Annotated in this window: 17 protein-coding genes and 2 tRNA genes; 3 read left to right on the forward strand and 16 right to left on the reverse strand. The window is 42.5% G+C overall.

Annotation, left to right across the window (positions count from 1 at the left end; translation table 11 throughout):
* The first annotated feature begins 66 nt into the window (after positions 1-66).
* The 3 genes from queF (at position 67) to K370_RS02660 (ending at position 897) form a co-directional block, all read left to right on the forward strand.
* Positions 67-531 carry a preQ(1) synthase gene (queF, locus tag K370_RS02650; protein WP_052185145.1) on the forward strand — a complete coding sequence of 155 codons (465 nt, stop codon included), beginning with the start codon at positions 67-69 and terminating at the stop codon, positions 529-531.
* Positions 532-647: 116 nt separating this feature from the next.
* A tRNA-Ala gene (locus K370_RS02655) sits at positions 648-723 on the forward strand.
* A gap of 98 nt (positions 724-821) precedes the next feature.
* Positions 822-897 (forward strand) — tRNA-Glu (locus K370_RS02660).
* A gap of 88 nt (positions 898-985) precedes the next feature.
* Here the strand turns inward: K370_RS02660 and K370_RS02665 are convergent.
* From K370_RS02665 to K370_RS02740, 16 genes are read right to left on the reverse strand one after another with little or no spacing between them, the layout of a single operon-like run.
* The gene (locus K370_RS02665) at positions 986-1,210 is read right to left on the reverse strand and encodes a hypothetical protein (RefSeq protein ID WP_047537923.1); all 225 of its coding nucleotides are present in this window, start codon (positions 1,208-1,210) and stop codon (positions 986-988) included.
* A gap of 12 nt (positions 1,211-1,222) precedes the next feature.
* On the reverse strand, positions 1,223-1,711 hold the full coding sequence (locus K370_RS02670; protein WP_047538880.1) for a hypothetical protein: 489 nt from the start codon (positions 1,709-1,711) through the stop codon (positions 1,223-1,225).
* Positions 1,698-2,105, reverse strand: a complete 408-nt coding sequence (locus tag K370_RS02675) for a type II secretion system protein (protein WP_052185146.1) — start codon at positions 2,103-2,105, stop codon at positions 1,698-1,700. Before K370_RS02675 ends, K370_RS02670 begins: the two co-directional genes overlap by 14 nt.
* Positions 2,099-2,578, reverse strand: a complete 480-nt coding sequence (locus K370_RS02680; protein WP_047538883.1) for a type II secretion system protein — start codon at positions 2,576-2,578, stop codon at positions 2,099-2,101. The genes K370_RS02675 and K370_RS02680 overlap by 7 nt, the downstream gene beginning before the upstream one ends.
* A gap of 6 nt (positions 2,579-2,584) precedes the next feature.
* Positions 2,585-4,585, reverse strand: a complete 2,001-nt coding sequence (locus K370_RS02685; RefSeq protein WP_047537930.1) for a secretin and TonB N-terminal domain-containing protein — start codon at positions 4,583-4,585, stop codon at positions 2,585-2,587.
* The gene (locus tag K370_RS02690; protein WP_235272665.1) at positions 4,582-5,070 is read right to left on the reverse strand and encodes a hypothetical protein; all 489 of its coding nucleotides are present in this window, start codon (positions 5,068-5,070) and stop codon (positions 4,582-4,584) included. Before K370_RS02690 ends, K370_RS02685 begins: the two co-directional genes overlap by 4 nt.
* A gap of 25 nt (positions 5,071-5,095) precedes the next feature.
* Positions 5,096-5,653, reverse strand: coding sequence for a type 4a pilus biogenesis protein PilO (gene pilO / locus K370_RS02695; protein ID WP_052185147.1), 558 nt, complete (start codon positions 5,651-5,653; stop codon positions 5,096-5,098).
* The gene (locus tag K370_RS02700; protein WP_235272666.1) at positions 5,647-6,192 is read right to left on the reverse strand and encodes a PilN domain-containing protein; all 546 of its coding nucleotides are present in this window, start codon (positions 6,190-6,192) and stop codon (positions 5,647-5,649) included. The genes pilO and K370_RS02700 overlap by 7 nt, the downstream gene beginning before the upstream one ends.
* Positions 6,171-7,055 (reverse strand): hypothetical protein, encoded by an 885-nt coding sequence (locus K370_RS02705; RefSeq protein WP_235272667.1) that lies wholly within the window; start codon positions 7,053-7,055, stop codon positions 6,171-6,173. Before K370_RS02705 ends, K370_RS02700 begins: the two co-directional genes overlap by 22 nt.
* Positions 7,036-8,775, reverse strand: a complete 1,740-nt coding sequence (locus tag K370_RS02710) for a GspE/PulE family protein (protein WP_047537938.1) — start codon at positions 8,773-8,775, stop codon at positions 7,036-7,038. The genes K370_RS02705 and K370_RS02710 overlap by 20 nt, the downstream gene beginning before the upstream one ends.
* Positions 8,772-9,959, reverse strand: a complete 1,188-nt coding sequence (locus tag K370_RS02715; protein ID WP_047537941.1) for a type II secretion system F family protein — start codon at positions 9,957-9,959, stop codon at positions 8,772-8,774. The genes K370_RS02710 and K370_RS02715 overlap by 4 nt, the downstream gene beginning before the upstream one ends.
* 12 nt (positions 9,960-9,971) lie before the next feature.
* Positions 9,972-10,424: a type II secretion system major pseudopilin GspG gene (gspG, locus tag K370_RS02720; RefSeq protein WP_200883444.1), complete on the reverse strand. Its 453-nt coding sequence runs from the start codon at positions 10,422-10,424 to the stop codon at positions 9,972-9,974.
* Positions 10,425-10,460: 36 nt separating this feature from the next.
* A complete protein-coding gene (locus K370_RS02725; protein WP_052185148.1) occupies positions 10,461-11,804 on the reverse strand; it encodes a TolC family outer membrane protein in 1,344 nt (447 codons plus the stop codon).
* Positions 11,805-11,810: 6 nt separating this feature from the next.
* Positions 11,811-13,217: an HlyD family type I secretion periplasmic adaptor subunit gene (locus tag K370_RS02730; RefSeq protein WP_047537944.1), complete on the reverse strand. Its 1,407-nt coding sequence runs from the start codon at positions 13,215-13,217 to the stop codon at positions 11,811-11,813.
* Between the two features lie 7 nt (positions 13,218-13,224).
* A complete protein-coding gene (locus K370_RS02735) occupies positions 13,225-14,949 on the reverse strand; it encodes a type I secretion system permease/ATPase (protein ID WP_047537947.1) in 1,725 nt (574 codons plus the stop codon).
* A complete protein-coding gene (locus tag K370_RS02740) occupies positions 14,946-16,742 on the reverse strand; it encodes a type I secretion system permease/ATPase (protein ID WP_235272684.1) in 1,797 nt (598 codons plus the stop codon). Before K370_RS02740 ends, K370_RS02735 begins: the two co-directional genes overlap by 4 nt.
* Positions 16,743-16,751 lie beyond the last annotated feature (9 nt).

The following is a 16,751-nucleotide window of genomic DNA, read 5'->3' on the forward strand; positions in this document are numbered from 1 at the left end:
TTAACTATATGTATGTTTTTTAGGAAGCCTTTTATAATAGCGTTATTATTTGATAGGAATGCCATTATGTCTAGCACTGCGTTGCACGAAAACGTCACCATATTGGGCGATTTAAGCGCTCTACCCTCTAAAACACTCGAAACATTTCCCAACCCTAACCCCAATCGTGATTTTCATATTCATATGGAAATCCCCGAGTTTACTTGCCTTTGCCCAAAAACAGGTCAGCCGGATTTTGCAGTTATTGATTTGGATTACATTCCAGATCAACTTTGTGTTGAGTTAAAAAGCTTAAAACTTTATATCGTTTCATTTCGCAACGAAGGCTGTTTTCATGAAGCCGTGACCAATCGCATCTTAGATGACTTAGTGGCAGCCACGCAGCCAAAATTCATGCGAGTCACCGCCAAATTTTATGTGCGTGGTGGCATATTTACTAACGTAGTTGCAGAACATCGCAAAACTGATTGGCAACCTTTAGCTAAAGTTGACTTATTGCAATTCGAATCACAAAGCAATACACGCGGTTAATTACACTTTAGGACAAAAATGCGTTGACAATTAACCTGCCCATCTTTAATATGGCGCCTTCGTTGAGTTGCAGCTTAAATCAAAGTCAACTCAACTGCTGTAGTAAGTGGATTTTTGGGGGTATAGCTCAGCTGGGAGAGCGCTTGCATGGCATGCAAGAGGTCAGCGGTTCGATCCCGCTTATCTCCACCAAATGCTTGATTAAATGTAGTTAAAAAGATAAATATCATTTAAGAAATTTGTCGTTTTGTAGTAAACTACCGTTGCAGTAAAAAGCAGTAAATTCTTAGGTCCCCATCGTCTAGAGGCCTAGGACACCTCCCTTTCACGGAGGCGACCGGGGTTCGAATCCCCGTGGGGACGCCAGCTTTATTGTTGGCATATAATAAGTGTTTAATCTAATACTTATTTCACGTTAGCAAATCACCTTTGCCACCTCTTTAATTTCTAAGCGTTAATCAACCAAAGCTTCAAAGATACAAATACTTTCTGCTACATTGAAACTCACTTTCAAATGAGCATTTTTAGCCAGCATTTTAATCATTAAAATCAGCTCATTATGATTGCTAGCACCATGCGAAAAACTATCGCAATACGAAGAATAAAATCCGTGTTTTTTAACCTCACTGACTATATGTGAGATATCTACATGCGCTGTTTGCTTGGGCATTTTAGTCATATACGATACCCATCATCTACTGTTGACTGGCGATTCAACATAAGCAAAATACCACTCACCGTAATATTTCTTATTTTCAAAATGTTGATAAGCCGGCCTAAATCCTTTAGTTTTATAAGGTGCATCCGCCGATAAGCTATAAACACCCATGATTCCCCCACTCGGCGCTTCTAAAATCCCCCAGCCCTCTCGTTGCGTGATTGGGTCTAGATAAATTTTACGCAAATACCGTTTAGGCACTGGGAAGCGGTTGTCTTTCAGCAACGCTTCCAAATTAGGTGGGTACTCTTTTACTACACCGGGTGTTTGATTGTAATAATTACCTATGCCCTTTCTAATCACCTCACCTACTTTTAGTAACTCTTGCTCCCTTTCCCGTTTTCTGGCGTCACTCCATTTCGTGCTGGCTTGCGTTAATGCAAAGCCAGCAATCACAATCAACACCAGCAAGCCAAGCAATATGAATCCGGCTTGTTTTGACGTATTTTTACCAGTCGGCATATTGGCTCCCATCGGATGCAACTTCTGTCGCACCGCTATAGACATCATAAAGCGCGCCTTTTGCTTCCACATCAGTCGGCGGCACGAGTATCCAAGTAGCCGTACTTTCAGTGATAGGATCTTCAGGAATAGTACGAAGATATTTAAACTGTACTAATTCCTCCAGTGATTCCGGATATACATTTTTGTCACTATAAAATTTATCAATCGCATCGCGCATAATGATTAGATCGTGTTTCAGTGTTGTTTCTTTAGATTGGCTAATGACATCAAAATATCTAGGCGCGACAAGACTTAGTAGCGTGGCAATAATGGCCAGAACGACCAATATCTCGATTAGGGTAAAGCCTTTTTTAAAGGCATCATTTTTTAACGTACTTTTTTTCATTACCATTCGCTATACGGCTGTTGATTAATGCCAACTTCATTAGAGAGTGAATGTACGTCATACACATCCTCCCCCGCTTCTGGCGTTTCAAAGGAACTCCGATAACTGCGCTGCGCCCATGTTTCTGCTGCCGATAATTCAGCATCTGTTGCAAACGGATCTCGCGGAATACTACGCATAAAGTAAATCTTACGTTTTTTCGGATCCTGCATATTTTCAACACCGATGACTAATAGCTGTAATGATTCGGGATAACCTGAATCATCAGCGGACTTTTTGATTAAGCCATCATCTGATGCCTGCTTGTACGCATCAATTGCATCCCGTATTTGCCACAATGATTTTTTAAGCTCCTGCTCTTTGTTACGTTTAGCGGTTAGTTGCATCAGTGGTGCTGCGGCAGAGATCAACATGGCTAACAAAACCAATGAAACCAGCAATTCGATTAATGTAAATCCAGCATGTTTTTTGGCTTGCATGCGCACTTAAGGATTCTCTCTTAATTTGTTGGAGTCTTCAGATTCAACACTAGGTTGCATTATCTGATCGGCAAAACCTTGGTCCATTTGACTACGTTCATTTTGTATACTTTGTGGCGTTTTTACTGGCGCTTCAACTGGCCGGCTATTTACTGGTGCAATAGCTTCAGCTTGTCTGCCGCCGCGACCACTTACGGCGTGATTGATGCCTGATGGGAATATGGTGTAAACAGCATTTGCAGGCGCAATATTATGCAAAATGCGTGGGGTAATGAGTAAGACTATTTCGTTCTTGCGCTTATCGTTATTTTTATCCGTAAACAGCCTGCCGATAAATGGCAATTTAGATAAACCAGGCACTTTATTGGAAATATTCTGACTGTCGTCCCTGAACAAGCCTGCCAGTATCTGGGTTTCGCCATTTTTCAATTGCAGTGTTGTATTAGCGTTGCGGCTACCGATGGTGTAAGCCAATACGCCGGAATCTGTTCTTACCTGATCGGTTACATTACTGACTTCCAAACCGACCTTAATACTGACTTGATCCTGTAATAAAATCGTTGGCTCAACATCAAGCTTGATACCGACATCGATATAACTCACTGTCTGCGAAACGAAGCCTGTTGCGTTGGCTACGCTGGTTAGAACCGGTATTTTATCTCCAACATGAATCTTGGCTTTTATGCGATTTTTTACACGAATCTGTGGATTAGCCAGCAGGTTGGTATCGGTATCCTGTTGTAATAAATTCAATACCAACGCGGGATCGCTAATGGTAAATACACCAAGACCAGAGTTAAAGTTTTTCAGCTGTGCGATTGTTAATCTGCCAGGAGTTGGCGTTGTCACACCATTCGCAGTTGAGTTACCTTGTACACCGAGGCTGATTTGCGATGGATAACGTACACCGATATTTTCTAGACTTTTCCGATTTACCTCCATCACTTCAACTTCAAGCATGACTTCAGGTTCAATCATATCTTGTGAGGCAATCAATTTCTCAGCAATCTGAATCGCTTCTGCAGTGTCTCGCATCACCAATGTATTCAATTTTTCGTCGATATAAATATCTTTGGACTTAACAACAGTTTTAATCATATTCATGGCGCGCTTGGCATCCATGCTATTCAAATAAAAACTGCGTACGAATAGCTCTTGATACTCCTGGCTACGGCTCACTGGGTAGATAAGCAAAGTATTGTCGTTTAATATTTTCTTGCTTAATTGATTCGTGGTTAAGATGACTTGAATAGCATCTTCAATTGAAATATTACGCACAAAAATACTGGTTCTTTGGTCTTCACGTAGCTCTTGGTCATACGAAAAATTGATATTGGCCGCCCTGCCAATAAATTCGAATACTGACTTAATCGGCACATTCTTGAACTCAAGTGTGATTGGTTTTTTGAAAGCAGATTTAATTTGTGGCACTGCATTTATTTTGGCGATGCGTCTATTTTCTATCTTCTCGAACAATGCTCTGGCAGATTCTTGATTAGCGTTTTCTGCCAAGATTCCCCTCAACAAATTTTGGGCCGTATCATCGTCATTCTGATCAAAAGCAGTTTGCGCGTTCGTCAGCATCATGGCATGGTTCTGTGCAAGGTTGAGTTTAAGCAGCCCATCCTCTGCGCGCCGATTATCAGGGCTTAAACCTAGCACTTTCCTGTAATTCAATTCGGCTTCGGCAAATAAGCCTTGCTGTAATTGGGCATCCGCTTGCTTGAGTAAAGCTGCCATTTGCAGATCCTGTTGTATCTTTAACGTGCTGCGATACTGAGGATTATCTGGATACATTTCAGTCAATTGCTTTAGCTTACTGATACCAGCTTCAGACTCTCCGCTACTAATTAACTGTCTGGCGGACTCATAGGCTGCGCTCCCCTGAATGAAGCTTTCCTGTTGATTATTCAATGTCGTACAACTCGACATCAACATCGCAGAGAGCAAAAATGAAGCTTGATTCCTAGCCACTGTTTTGAAATTTTGAAATAAATATAAACTCAACTTAATGCTCCAATTTGCAACTGCATATCAATTTTTAACGGTAAATATCTGATTGTCATCATGGGCGGGACAATAGATTTCACTTGCCAAACCTCTTCTAGAATGTCGCCCGTCACAACAGAGTAATTTTTCTGTGCATCCATTAAAAACACGATTATCTTTCCGTCATCTACCAATTTCCCCGCAAAGATAAAAGGGTTGGCTGGCGGCACTTCTATTGGTGCGTCTACATTTTGCTGTTGCAATTCGGCATCAGAAATATATGCGGTAAAAATATTTTTTGGCTCATCAGTCAATTGGGCCCTGAGTAATTGCGATGAGATTTGTTTCTCTTGTTGAGGCCTTTTACTGATTTCAGCTCTATTCATATGTTTAGATTCAGCACGTGCCAGCACAACCACGTCATCAGTCTGATTAGCATCGTCATCTTGCTGTGCAACATTAAAACTAGCTGCCAGCGTTAATAGCAACAGTATCCAAAGCATGTTTTTCTTTATCATTTGCATTGAATTAACGCTCACTTTTACGAACGTACAAGTTGAACTGGATATGGGCATCAATTAAATCGCTGCCAATATCCTCTCGCTTTAATTTAATATCCGTCAGCGCCACAGTTGGCAATGCATTCAGCACACTATTAAGAAACTGACGAATTTGGATATAACTGCCTTGCGTTGGAAATTTAATTTGATATTTAATCAACGAGGTCGAATATGACTGTGCAACATAATCAACCTTATCCGTAGCCAGGCCAACTTCAGTTGCAGCATGCAATATCTGCGTTATTCTTTTGTTTGCATCACCTTGTAACGGCGTTACAGCATTCAACTTAGCAATCACATCAAATTGGTTATCTGGTTTAGCATCAGCTTGTCCCGCAGCAGTCTTGGCTTGTAATTCAGCGAGTCTAGTAACGAGCCCATCCATTTTTTTAGCATTGGGAAACGCAATGAATAACAGCAATAAAATGCTAATTGCAATGAAGCTTAAGCCCATTGCGCCCTGCCAGCCCAATTGCCGCAATTTATAATGCAGTTTTGAATATTTACCAAAAATCGGTTTTACCATCGCGCTTCCACCACAAAATGTACTGCAGGCTGCCCATTAATATCAGCGCTTTGCTGGGTAACCAACGTCACACTTGTCAGCATTTTTTGTTGTGATAAGTCGTCGACGTAGCGCATCATACTGTCAACATCCATCGCTACTGCATTCATGCGTAAAGCTTGTTTTTTAGTATTTGGTTCCACTGACATCAGCTTTACATCTGCCCTATCTGTCGCCTCTAATGTCTTGAATATGGGTGCCCAAGGCATCACGATTTCTGATATCGCCGCATTCACGGCAACAGCTTCATCACGTGCTTGTATATATTCTTTGCTGTTCACTTTAAGTAATGGGCGTTGATTTTTTGAGTGCATCAACTGCTCAATATCCGCTTCTAAACGCTGTGTTTTACTGGATATCTGCTGAAAATAAAAAATAGATCCCGCTAACATCAATGCACCCGTAATCAACAGGAACATTGCTGATGAAGTGTGTGTTTTTGCAGTTAAAGCATGATTTAATTGAATGGTTCTCATCTTTAAACTCGCGCTTCCAGCCATTTATTGACACTTTTCTCCGACGAGTTCGCTGCACTCTCAAAACCATTTGATTGAATGTTAATGGTTGGAAAATTCGCAATCTTAGGAATAGGACTAACACCTGCTTCTGCCTGATATATAACGACTGGCAGTGCAGAACTGACACTGAAATTTACAATTTCTCGCTGTATTAAGGTATTAATTTGTCCGCTTAAATCCATTTCTACAGCGACATTTTTCACAAAGCGCCAACCGCCATTTTCGATTAATGCGAAACATAGGCGCTCGGACTCAACCACCACAAACCAGAAATCAGGATGGACTTTCTGCTGCTTGATTTGCTGTATGCTTTGATTGATAGCCACCATCAAATAAGGTGAAATACTGTTCACTTTTATATTGGCCGCTGCCAGAACTTCGTGCAGCGCAATTAATAATACGGAGTCTATACCGCTGGCAATGGCTGGCTGACCAAAATCAGGCTCGCTCATCTGCAAATTCCAAGTCTTAACCATATCGCCAAATAGGGCATTAAACCGATAGCGCATGAAAGCCTGACGTTCACTTTCCACCGCCAATTCAACACTCCACGGAATAATGGCGTATCGTGCAAAATGACTGGATATAATTACGTTAGCGCTAATGCCTTGCTTAACAGTGTCTTGCCATTGATTGCTGTCAAAAGCATTCGCCAGATGGCTTTTTAATGCATCCCATTGATTGGATTTTTCAGATAAATCTACGCTTAACACTTGTTGCCGAATAATATGCTGCTTGAACTTAACACTGAATTTGCGTTTTAAGTGCGTCAATAAAATGTAGTCTGGATGAACAAAAATACGCAGCTCATCACTCACCAAAGACCTAAGCCAACGAAGTAACACGGTTGATCTCCTGTAATGTGGTTTCACCACGTTTTACTAATTCCAGCGCTGCCTCACGCATGCTGCGCGTACCATTTTTATGTGCTGCTTCCTTCACTTTACGTATCGGTTCGCGTGTGACGATTAGCTCTCGGATCTCATCGTTAAAACACAGCAATTCTGCAATCGCTTTACGACCCTTGTAACCTGTACCGTGGCATTGACCACAACCTTGGCCTTTTCTGAAACTAAAGCTGGATGCTTGCTGAGCAGTTAATCCGGATTTAGTTATAAGTTCAACAGGCGGTATATCTGGCACTGCGCAATGTGTGCAATTGATACGGACCAACCGCTGTGCAAGAATGCCGTTGATGGCAGAAACAAAACTGTAGGGATCGACGCTCATATTGGTAAAACGGCCAATCACATCAAATACATTATTGGCATGCACCGTTGTGAGTACTAAGTGCCCTGTCAGCGCTGATTGCACGGCGATTTGTGCGGTTTCTGCATCACGTATCTCACCAACCATGATTTTGTCTGGATCGTGGCGCAGAATGGAACGCAGGCCACGGGCAAAAGTCAGGCCTTTTTTTTCGTTAACCGGAATCTGTAATACGCCAGGCAGTTGATATTCGACAGGATCTTCAATGGTAATGATCTTGTCTTGCCCATGATTTATCTCTGAAATAATGCCGTATAACGTAGTTGTTTTTCCGCTACCAGTGGGGCCTGTCACCAGCAACATGCCATACGGTTCTTCTGCTAACAATCTAAAACGCGCCTTAATGGATTCTTCAAAGCCTAATGTTTCCAGACTCAAGCCTTTGGCTTCATCACTTAAAGCTTTGCGGTCTAGAATACGCAAGACGGCATCTTCCCCAAACACGCTTGGCATGATAGAGACCCGCATATCCACTTCACGACCTAAAGCCAACACTTTAAAGCGTCCATCCTGCGGCACGCGTCTTTCTGCGATATCCAATTCAGACATGACTTTGATGCGCGAAATAGCCTGTTCCGCTTGTGCTAAACCCTGTATTCCGCCCTCCTGGCTTAATACACCGTCAATACGGTATTTTATTTTTAAACCGTGTGGATCAGTTTCCATATGAATATCACTGGCGCCTGCTTTAAGAGCATCGTATAAAGTGGAACGCACAAACTTGACCACTGGACTGGTATCTTCACTAATCGATCTTAATGAAATGTCTTCCAAGCCATTGAGTTCTGTCTGAGATTCTGACTGTTCTGAAATCAGTCCGTCACGAGCACGCATAGACTCTTCGTGGTGTGCCAGAAATGCAGTTAAATCTTTATGATGCGTTAGCGCCCAAGTGACGTTGTGGATGCTGGCAGAATGAGAAAAAAGTAAATCAACCTTGCCTTGTAAATTCACATCAAACGGATTCGCACAAACCAGATATAAACCACCGATATGATTGCGCAAGGCGACACAGCCATATTTGCCCGCATTTGCAAAAGACAGCAAGCTAAAATCGGGCTGCATCTCATAGAGCTGCAAGATGGATAGCGCTGGGTAATGCATCAGTTGACCAAGCGCAATAACAAACTCATCTGCACTCAAACCGGATTGCTCTTCAAGCACATCCAGCAACGCCTGTTTGGTTTGACTAGCGATTTTTTTAGCTTGATTTACTTGCTCAACAGTTAGACTGGTGTTGGAAGAAAATACACCCTCAAACCCACCATCATCTGCAATATTAAGTGGCATATTCATTGAATATTCCCCGCTAATTCGAAAATAGGCATGTACATCAACACCACGACCAACCCCACCACCAGCCCAATTACCATCATCAAGATAGGCTCAAGCAACTTGGTAAACCATTCCACCGTACGGGCTATTTCATCATCATAAAACGCACCGATACGTTCCATCATTTCACCCATCTGACCAGTGCGCTCACCAACACGCAGCATGCGAATCGAGATTGCAGTTGTCATCCCGTGCTGTTCCATCGCGGCTGAAATCGGCTTACCTTCGCGCACATCAAAAGTCACTTTATCCAGACTGCTTTTTAACGAAGTTTGCAATAAGGATGAAACCATACCCATCGCCGTTATTAAAGGGATTCCACCGCACAGTAACATACCCAGTGTTCTGTAAAATCTGGCTAACTGGTAAATCCGCATCGTTTCGCCAACAGTTGGAATCAACCATAGTTTTTTTACTATGGCAGCACGTACTGCTTGTCGGCTTAAGGTGTAAAGCAATACGGTCAAACTGAGAATGAATATGAAAAATACCTCTTTACCATGTTCCTGCAGCAGTCGCCCCCAACTCAAGAGTAATTGCGACATCCACGGCAGATCGTTACCAGCACTTTCATAAATCGTACTGAATTTTGGTACGACATAACCCAGTAAAAACAGCACAACTAAGCCACCCACGATAATTAAAAGCACAGGATAAATAGATGCTGTAATGATTTTTTTACGTACAGCATCAATCTGCAATTGGTAAGCAACATGTCTAGCAAGCGCCTGAACCATATCTCCCGTGCGCTCACTTGAGCGAATCAGTGCAACATAAAGCGGCGTAAAAACCTGTGGTACGCTTTCTAAAGCACTGGATAATGGCAAACCTTCATATAGTGCCGCCATCACTTGACTGAGGATGGCTTTAGATTCAGCTTGCTGCTCTTTTTCTGCCAGTGCCTCAATCGACTCAACCAAGCTCAAACCGGATTCCAGCAAGGCCAGTAATTCTTGACTGAAAAGCATTAAGTTAAATTTAGATTTTGAAAAGCTGGGTTTAAATTGAAAGCCACTCGCATTTTTTACATTGAGCACACTGAATCCTTGAGATTCGGCTTGTTTCAGCGCATTTGCAGCATCGCTAGCTTCTATATCCAGCAAGCTGATGGTTTCGCCGTACGCTACTTTTAATTCAAATTTCATATTAAAAATTAACTATTCCCAGTTCACCACATCAGCCGCTTCATCGCTGCCACCCGCAGTACCATCATTGCCAAACGACCACAAATCATATTCACCATGCTCACCTGGGAATTTATATTGATAAGGCTTACCCCAAGGGTCATTCGGGGCTTTTTTCTGTAGATAAGGGCCACGCCATTTCTCTTCATCTGCGGGTGCTGTGTTGAGTGCCTCTAAGCCATTTTCTGTGCTTGGGTAATGTCCATTATCCAAACGATACTGATCAAGCGCTTTGGACAAAGAATCCAACTGCGCCTTTGCCGTTTTTACTTCCGACTTACCGATTTGAGCAAAGTATTTCGGCCCAACATAACCTGCCAGCAAACCGATAATGACCATCACCACTAATAATTCCAACAAGGTAAATCCTTGCTGACGTACTTGCTTTTTAAATGATTTACGATTGATTTCTGCTGTTAATTTCATATTTTCACCATCCACTTTACTTTGTTCAAACAATGCTTAATTCGTTAAGAAAAACTGGTTAATATTCTGCAATTGCGCCTCATTTAAAACGCCAGCGATGTGCTTGATATTCACGATATCGTTCACCAGCACATAGTAGGATTTACTCAGTTTCAATTTATTTTCGTATAGCCTTTGCTGGGCATTCAGCACGTCAATATTGGTTCTGAAGCCGCTATTAAAACTTTTAGATGTGCCATCCAGTGCAATTTCGCTGGATTTAACGGCTTGCGTATAGGCTTGCATAGAAAGCAATTCACTTTGCAGATGCTGATAATATTTTTGAATATTAGTGTTGGCGTCTCTTGTTTTCTGATTGAGTTCCTCCCTGGCCGCTGCCACTCTGCTCACAGATTGCCGTACGCTGGCATTCACAAATCCACCTGCAAAAATCGGCACATTAAACTGCAAGGCCACCGTCGTCGTATCAAACTGTGAACCCAAAGTATTGTTGCTGTCGTTTTCGCTATATGAGCGCACACCAACCAAATCAAGCGTTGGCAGATGCCCTGCCTGCTTCTTTTCAACCTCTTGCTGCGCCACCTCCAGTGCATATTTGGCGGATAATATTTCAGGGCTATTTTCAATGGCCGTCTTCAGCCAGTCATCCAGTTGTCCAAAATTCTCTTTAATCGTGGCCATTTTTTCTGTATTCAGTTTTGCTAACACTTCCACTTGCAGTCCGGTCATATTGCTTAAGGCCAACTTATAAGCTTCTGCACTGTTTTTTGCTTCTAATAACTCAGCATGAGCAACATCCAGACTCGCTTGCGCTTCGCTGATTTCAGTTAAAGTGCCCTCTCCGTGTTCAAAGCGCTTACTTGCCTGACCTAACTGCTGACCAAGTGCCGAAACTTTATTTTGCAGAACAGTGGTTTTTTCTTCTGCATATAACAACTCAAAATACGCGCTGGCAATTCTGGTAATTAAGGTGGAAGTTTCGTTCTGCAATATGGCTTCTTTGCCTTTTACATAAGCTTTGGCACTTCTATAAGTGGCTAAGGTTTCTTTATTAAATAGCGGCTGCCTGACAGTAAGTGCCAGATTTTTGGTGTCGTATTTGAGGGTATCTTCTCTTGGCCCAAATAAAGTCTGCGAGACACGATCAGTATCGCCACGGCCATAGCTGCCACCTAGTTGCGCTTTCGGGAAAAACAATGCGCGGGCTTTATTGATCTCCTCCCTGTCCGCTTGCGTATCCGCAACCGTGCCTTTGTACTGCGCATCGTAATTCAATGCAGCTTGATACAAACTAAGCAAGCTATCTGCTGCATGCGGCTGTGTTGACGCCAACAGTAGCGATAGCAATATGCTGAATATTTTTATTTTTTTATGAATCATTTTTTGCTATTCCTCTTTCATCGAGGCTGCAATGCGTTTTGTTAACGGGTGCAACAGATAAGTTAACAAAGTACGCTCACCCGTTTTAATCACAACCTGCACAGGCATGCCAGGCTGTAGTTTTCTATCGCCAAGCACGCGCATGCCGTCTGGCGTAATAGAGACTTTAGCCAAATAGTAGCTCTGAGTAACGCGGTCAGAATTGGGCGCTGATTCTGTTAACAAATCTTTTGAAATGGTTTTCACTTTGCCTTCAATCAGCAATTGCGGCGTATTGGCAAAAGTAGAAAAACGTACATCCGCATCTTGTCCTGCATGCACTTTATCGATTAAATTTGGCGGAATTTTGGCATCTAAAATAAGTGGTTCACCCATTGGCACGATGTCCATTATTTTCTGTCCTGGCTGAATGACGGCGCCTAAAGTATGTACTTGCAACCCGATAACTTGGCCTGAAGCAGGCGCAATCATTGAGATGCGGCCAAGCTCTTCAGTCAATGCTTTGAATTTTTCAGCATCAGATTGCACAGCAAGATTCACTTGTGCCATTTCGGTATCGATTTCTTTTTTTTCAGTCTGCTGTCTAACCATCATGCGCTGATTCAGCTCTAATATCGTCTTTCTGCTACGTATGATATTGGCTTGTGTATTGGCAATTTGCCCAATGGTTTGCGCAACTTTCTGCTCCAATTCATTCAACTGGTTTCTGGGTGCATAGCCTTCTTGCACCAAAGGTTTGATGCCGTTTAATTGCTCATTTAACAGTGACAATTGCGAGCGATAGCTAGTTAAAACACCTTCATCTCCCGCAATGATGGCGTTCTGCCCCTGTATAGACTCCTGAATCGCCATGATTTCTGCGCTTAATACATTTTGTCTGGCTTGCAGTAATTGCGACTGATTCAGCATGTGTTTTTGCACATAAAAATCATCTTGGTTTTTAATTAAATCTTCATGAAATTGAATCGTTTTAGCACCGGTTTTTTCTGCGATTAAGCGGCTTTCCTGTGCTCTCAATCCCATATAATGTTGTTTGATTTCCTGATGTCTGGCTTTAATAACCGCATCATCCAAAGTAAGTAGCACATCGCCAGCCTTGACTTCCTGGCCTTCTTTTACGGCGAGTGCCTTAACTATTCCACCACTTAAGTGCTGTACTACTTTATGGCTACCCTCAACATTCACGACGCCTTCAGTTGGAACGCCTTCATCCAGTGGCGCAAAGCCAGCCCACAACAAAAAACCAAGCAATCCAAATAACAGTAAAAACAGCCCCAAACGATTAGACGTTTTATTATTAGCGTAATGGTCCAGATTGCTTGCGGCATCTCGGCTATGCGCATTGGTATGGCTTGAATTAGCCGGGTTTAAATCAGAAAGTTCTAACGCATTGTTTTGAGAAATAAGTTTCATATTTTTATTAAGCCGCCTGTTGTGTTGATTTCTCGTTGTTTAATTGCTTAATCACAATATCCGTTGGGCCGTGATGCAATACTTCGCCGTTTTTCATCACCAGCAACTGATCCGTTACTTTTAGAATGTTGGTGCGATGCGATATCACCACGACGGTTTTTCCCTGATTTTTGAATGCCTGCAAGGCGTTAAGCAGATGTGATTCGCCATATTCATCCAAATGCGCATTGGGTTCATCCAACACCAGAATAGACGGCGACTTATATACGGCTCGCGCCAAGCCAATTAATTGACGTTGCCCGCCAGACAGCGATACACCAGACTCGTCCACTCTGGTGTCATAGCCCAGCGGTAAGCGCAGAATCGCTTCATGCAAACCGACCACTTTTGCAGCCGCAATAATTTCTGCCGAATCCAAAGCCTCAAAACGTGCAATATTTTCGGCAATCGTTCCTTCTAAAAGGCTGACATCCTGCGGTAAATAACCCAATGTGGCCGATAGCCGCTGTGAATTAACCTGCTCAATTGAAACGTCATCAATCAAAAGTGTGCCGTGTGGCACAGGCATCACGCCAACCAAACAGCGTGCAAGGCTTGTTTTACCTGATCCAGAAGGCCCCATGACGGTTAGCACTTGTCCAGACTGAATGCTCGCATTGACATGGTTCAATACTTTTTTATGCGTGTTATGCAAAGTGACTGTTAAATTTTTCAGCGTAATTTCACCTTTAATTTCAGGCAGAATCGCAGCAGGATTTTCTTGCTTAGGCGTTAATTTAATCACCTCCGCAAGAGGATGCGTTAATACCGCATTTAAGCGGCGCATGGAATCTTTGGCTTGGATATATTGCTTCCAGGTGTTCACAATAATATCGAATGGCTGCAAGGCTCTTGCAATCAGAACATTTGAGGCAATCATTGAGCCAATGGATATTTCACCTCTCACAGCTAATAGTGCAGCAGCGGCCAGCATTAAAGATTGCATGGTGTAGCGCGTTAATTTGTTGATATGCTGATTTCTACTTTGCACACGAGCAGCGTTGCGGTTTAAGCCACTCGCCACTTCTTGCAGACTTTGCCAGCGTTTATAGAGTTGCGGCAAAATACCCATCACATGCAAAGTTTCTAAATTGCGTACCTTGCTGGATAAAAACTGCTGATTCTCTAAATTGACATTCATCGTCGCTTTTAATGGCGCATCCGTGCTGATCTGATTCCACACACCAAGACCGAACTGAATCAAGCAAAATGCAATTGCCAGCCAACCCAACGATGGACTTAATATAAATAGCACCGCCACATAAATTAGCGTCCAAGGCATGTCAAAAAAAGCAAACAAACCATTGCTAGTCATAAATTGGCGAATATTCGTTAAGTCCTGCATAGCTTCATGCGTGTTTTTTTGATTCGCAGTAAAAATGCGCTCAAACGCCTGATTAAACAATTTGCTATTCAGCGATTGATCGAATTTAACCCCTGCTTTTATGGTGATGATTGAACGCAGCCATTCTGCAAACGCCATTGCCAGAATAAAAAAACTGATTAACAAAGTCACCGTTATCAAGGTAAGCGTGTTTTGGCTCAGCATCACGCGGTCATAAAGTTGCAGCATGTAAATTGTTGGTGCTAGCATCAGTAAATTGGCAATACAACTAAGCAAAGCGATGCTAATTACATCAGTTTTTAATGGTGCTAAATACTGCAATAATGGCTGTTGTTTTAAATTGATCATGCCGGTTGCACCTCTTCCTGAAGCGCCGCTGTTTGTGGCAGCTCTGTCTGACTTGCCTGTGTCGAGGTCGCTTGTGTTGAGGTTGGCTGTACTGAAGTTGATTGCGACTGTGCAGCTTGAAGCGATGCCATTACTTCGGCAGGTTTGCCGTAACGGATCATTTGCCCGTTCATCATAATCATCAGGTAATCGGCCAGATGCAGAATTTGTTGCAGATGACTGATAATAATAAATGTAGTGCCTTGCGCTTTCAGGCTTGCAATCATGGCATGCAGGGCTTTATCGCCCATTTCATCCAAGTTGGCATTGGGTTCATCCAAAATGACAATTTTTGGATTGCCATAGATTGCACGCGCCAACCCAATTAACTGCCTGCGCCCACCGGATAAAAATGCACCATCTTGTCCAATTTGCGTATTCACGCCTTCAGGTAAATCGGCAATCAAATCATTCAGATTCAACAAATCAATCACATGGTTTAGCTTTTCGTCATCAATCTCGTTAAATCGGGCAATATTCTCTGCTAATGTGCCATTAATCAATTCAATCGATTGCGGTAAATATCCGATATGCTGGCCAAGCTCAGCCTTATTCCACTTAAAAGCATCTACGCCATTAAAGCGGACCTTGCCGCCAGTTGGCTGGTGCAATCCCACCAACAACTTGCTCAGCGTCGTTTTGCCAGATGCAGATGGCCCGGCAATCACCAGCACATTGCCTGCATTCAGCTTAAACTGTATGTTTTTTAAAAATAACTCGGGGTTCTGCCTACCTTCTAACGGTACGGCATAATTCAAAGCTTCCACACTTACCTCACCAGTAGGCGGTGGTAAAGGCATGCCTGTTTTGTTATCTGAATATTGTGCTAATAAGTTTTCTAATCTTCCATAGGCTTCTTGCGCATCGGCAAGCACCCGCCATTGAGAAACCAATTGCACAAAAGGTGAAAACACTCTGGCGGCTAAAATAGAGGCAATAATCATCATTGCGCCGCCGTATGGCAATGCATTATGAATCACCAAATAACAGCCTAAACCCAGCACTAAAGATGTTTGTATGGTTTGCAAAAATTTAGATGTAGTTGCACTTTTGCTGGCAATCTCAGATGCCTGTGATTGGTGAAATAAAAACGCTTGTTGTTTAGTCTGCCAGCGCTGTCCTATCGCTTGCAGCATGCCCATAGATTTAACAACCTCAGCTTTATTGGTGACAGTTGTAAAGTAATTCTGTGCCTCAAAAGCAAACTGGTTGGCCAGCTGCATTTGCTTGTAGATACGGGTTTGATTCATCAAGATAATCACCACCTGAATAGCCAAAGCAGCTAAGGTAAAAAAACCTAACATGGGGTGAATGAAAAATAAGGCGACGATAAATATCAAACAGAATGGCACATCCATCAAACCAATTAAGGCAGGCGAATACAGGCTTTCTTTCAACGTTTTAAAATCGGTAAAGACTTGCTGAATAGGAAAATTAAATGCTTTGAGTTTGGCTAAAAATGCAGCATCAAATATCGTTTGGCTTAGCTGGTTTTCGAATTTCAATGAAGCTTCGGCGATTAACTTTTTACGTGCCCATTCAAGACACTCCATCACGATATAAATAAACACAACCAGTAGCGTTAACATGGCTAGTGTTGTCGTATTTCTGCTGTTAATCACGCGGTCATATACTTCTAGCATGTACCACGAAGGCGCTAGTAGCATTAAATTGGTAAAAAAACCCAACAACATGGCGCTACGATAGTAAGGCGCAATCGACAATAATGATTTTTTTAAAGCGGAATGTGGCATTTTATTCAA

It is taken from the genome of Methylotenera versatilis 7 (assembly GCF_000799165.1).
Taxonomy (GTDB): Bacteria; Pseudomonadota; Gammaproteobacteria; order Burkholderiales; family Methylophilaceae; genus Methylotenera_A; species Methylotenera_A versatilis_A.

What these genes read in the sequence shown, in the direction of transcription:
- K370_RS02680 (WP_047538883.1), bottom strand. Translation starts at nt 2,578, where the DNA reads ATGCAAGCCAAAAAACATGCTGGATTTACATTAATCGAATTGCTGGTT.
- K370_RS02725 (WP_052185148.1), bottom strand. Translation starts at nt 11,804, where the DNA reads ATGATTCATAAAAAAATAAAAATATTCAGCATATTGCTATCGCTACTG.
- K370_RS02670 (WP_047538880.1), bottom strand. Translation starts at nt 1,711, where the DNA reads ATGCCGACTGGTAAAAATACGTCAAAACAAGCCGGATTCATATTGCTT.
- K370_RS02710 (WP_047537938.1), bottom strand. Translation starts at nt 8,775, where the DNA reads ATGAATATGCCACTTAATATTGCAGATGATGGTGGGTTTGAGGGTGTA.
- K370_RS02740 (WP_235272684.1), bottom strand. Translation starts at nt 16,742, where the DNA reads ATGCCACATTCCGCTTTAAAAAAATCATTATTGTCGATTGCGCCTTAC.
- K370_RS02700 (WP_235272666.1), bottom strand. Translation starts at nt 6,192, where the DNA reads ATGGCTGGAAGCGCGAGTTTAAAGATGAGAACCATTCAATTAAATCAT.
- gspG (WP_200883444.1), bottom strand. Translation starts at nt 10,424, where the DNA reads ATGAAATTAACAGCAGAAATCAATCGTAAATCATTTAAAAAGCAAGTA.
- K370_RS02715 (WP_047537941.1), bottom strand. Translation starts at nt 9,959, where the DNA reads ATGAAATTTGAATTAAAAGTAGCGTACGGCGAAACCATCAGCTTGCTG.
- K370_RS02675 (WP_052185146.1), bottom strand. Translation starts at nt 2,105, where the DNA reads ATGGTAATGAAAAAAAGTACGTTAAAAAATGATGCCTTTAAAAAAGGC.
- K370_RS02690 (WP_235272665.1), bottom strand. Translation starts at nt 5,070, where the DNA reads ATGCTTTGGATACTGTTGCTATTAACGCTGGCAGCTAGTTTTAATGTT.
- queF (WP_052185145.1), top strand. Translation starts at nt 67, where the DNA reads ATGTCTAGCACTGCGTTGCACGAAAACGTCACCATATTGGGCGATTTA.
- K370_RS02735 (WP_047537947.1), bottom strand. Translation starts at nt 14,949, where the DNA reads ATGATCAATTTAAAACAACAGCCATTATTGCAGTATTTAGCACCATTA.
- pilO (WP_052185147.1), bottom strand. Translation starts at nt 5,653, where the DNA reads ATGGTAAAACCGATTTTTGGTAAATATTCAAAACTGCATTATAAATTG.
- K370_RS02665 (WP_047537923.1), bottom strand. Translation starts at nt 1,210, where the DNA reads ATGACTAAAATGCCCAAGCAAACAGCGCATGTAGATATCTCACATATA.
- K370_RS02730 (WP_047537944.1), bottom strand. Translation starts at nt 13,217, where the DNA reads ATGAAACTTATTTCTCAAAACAATGCGTTAGAACTTTCTGATTTAAAC.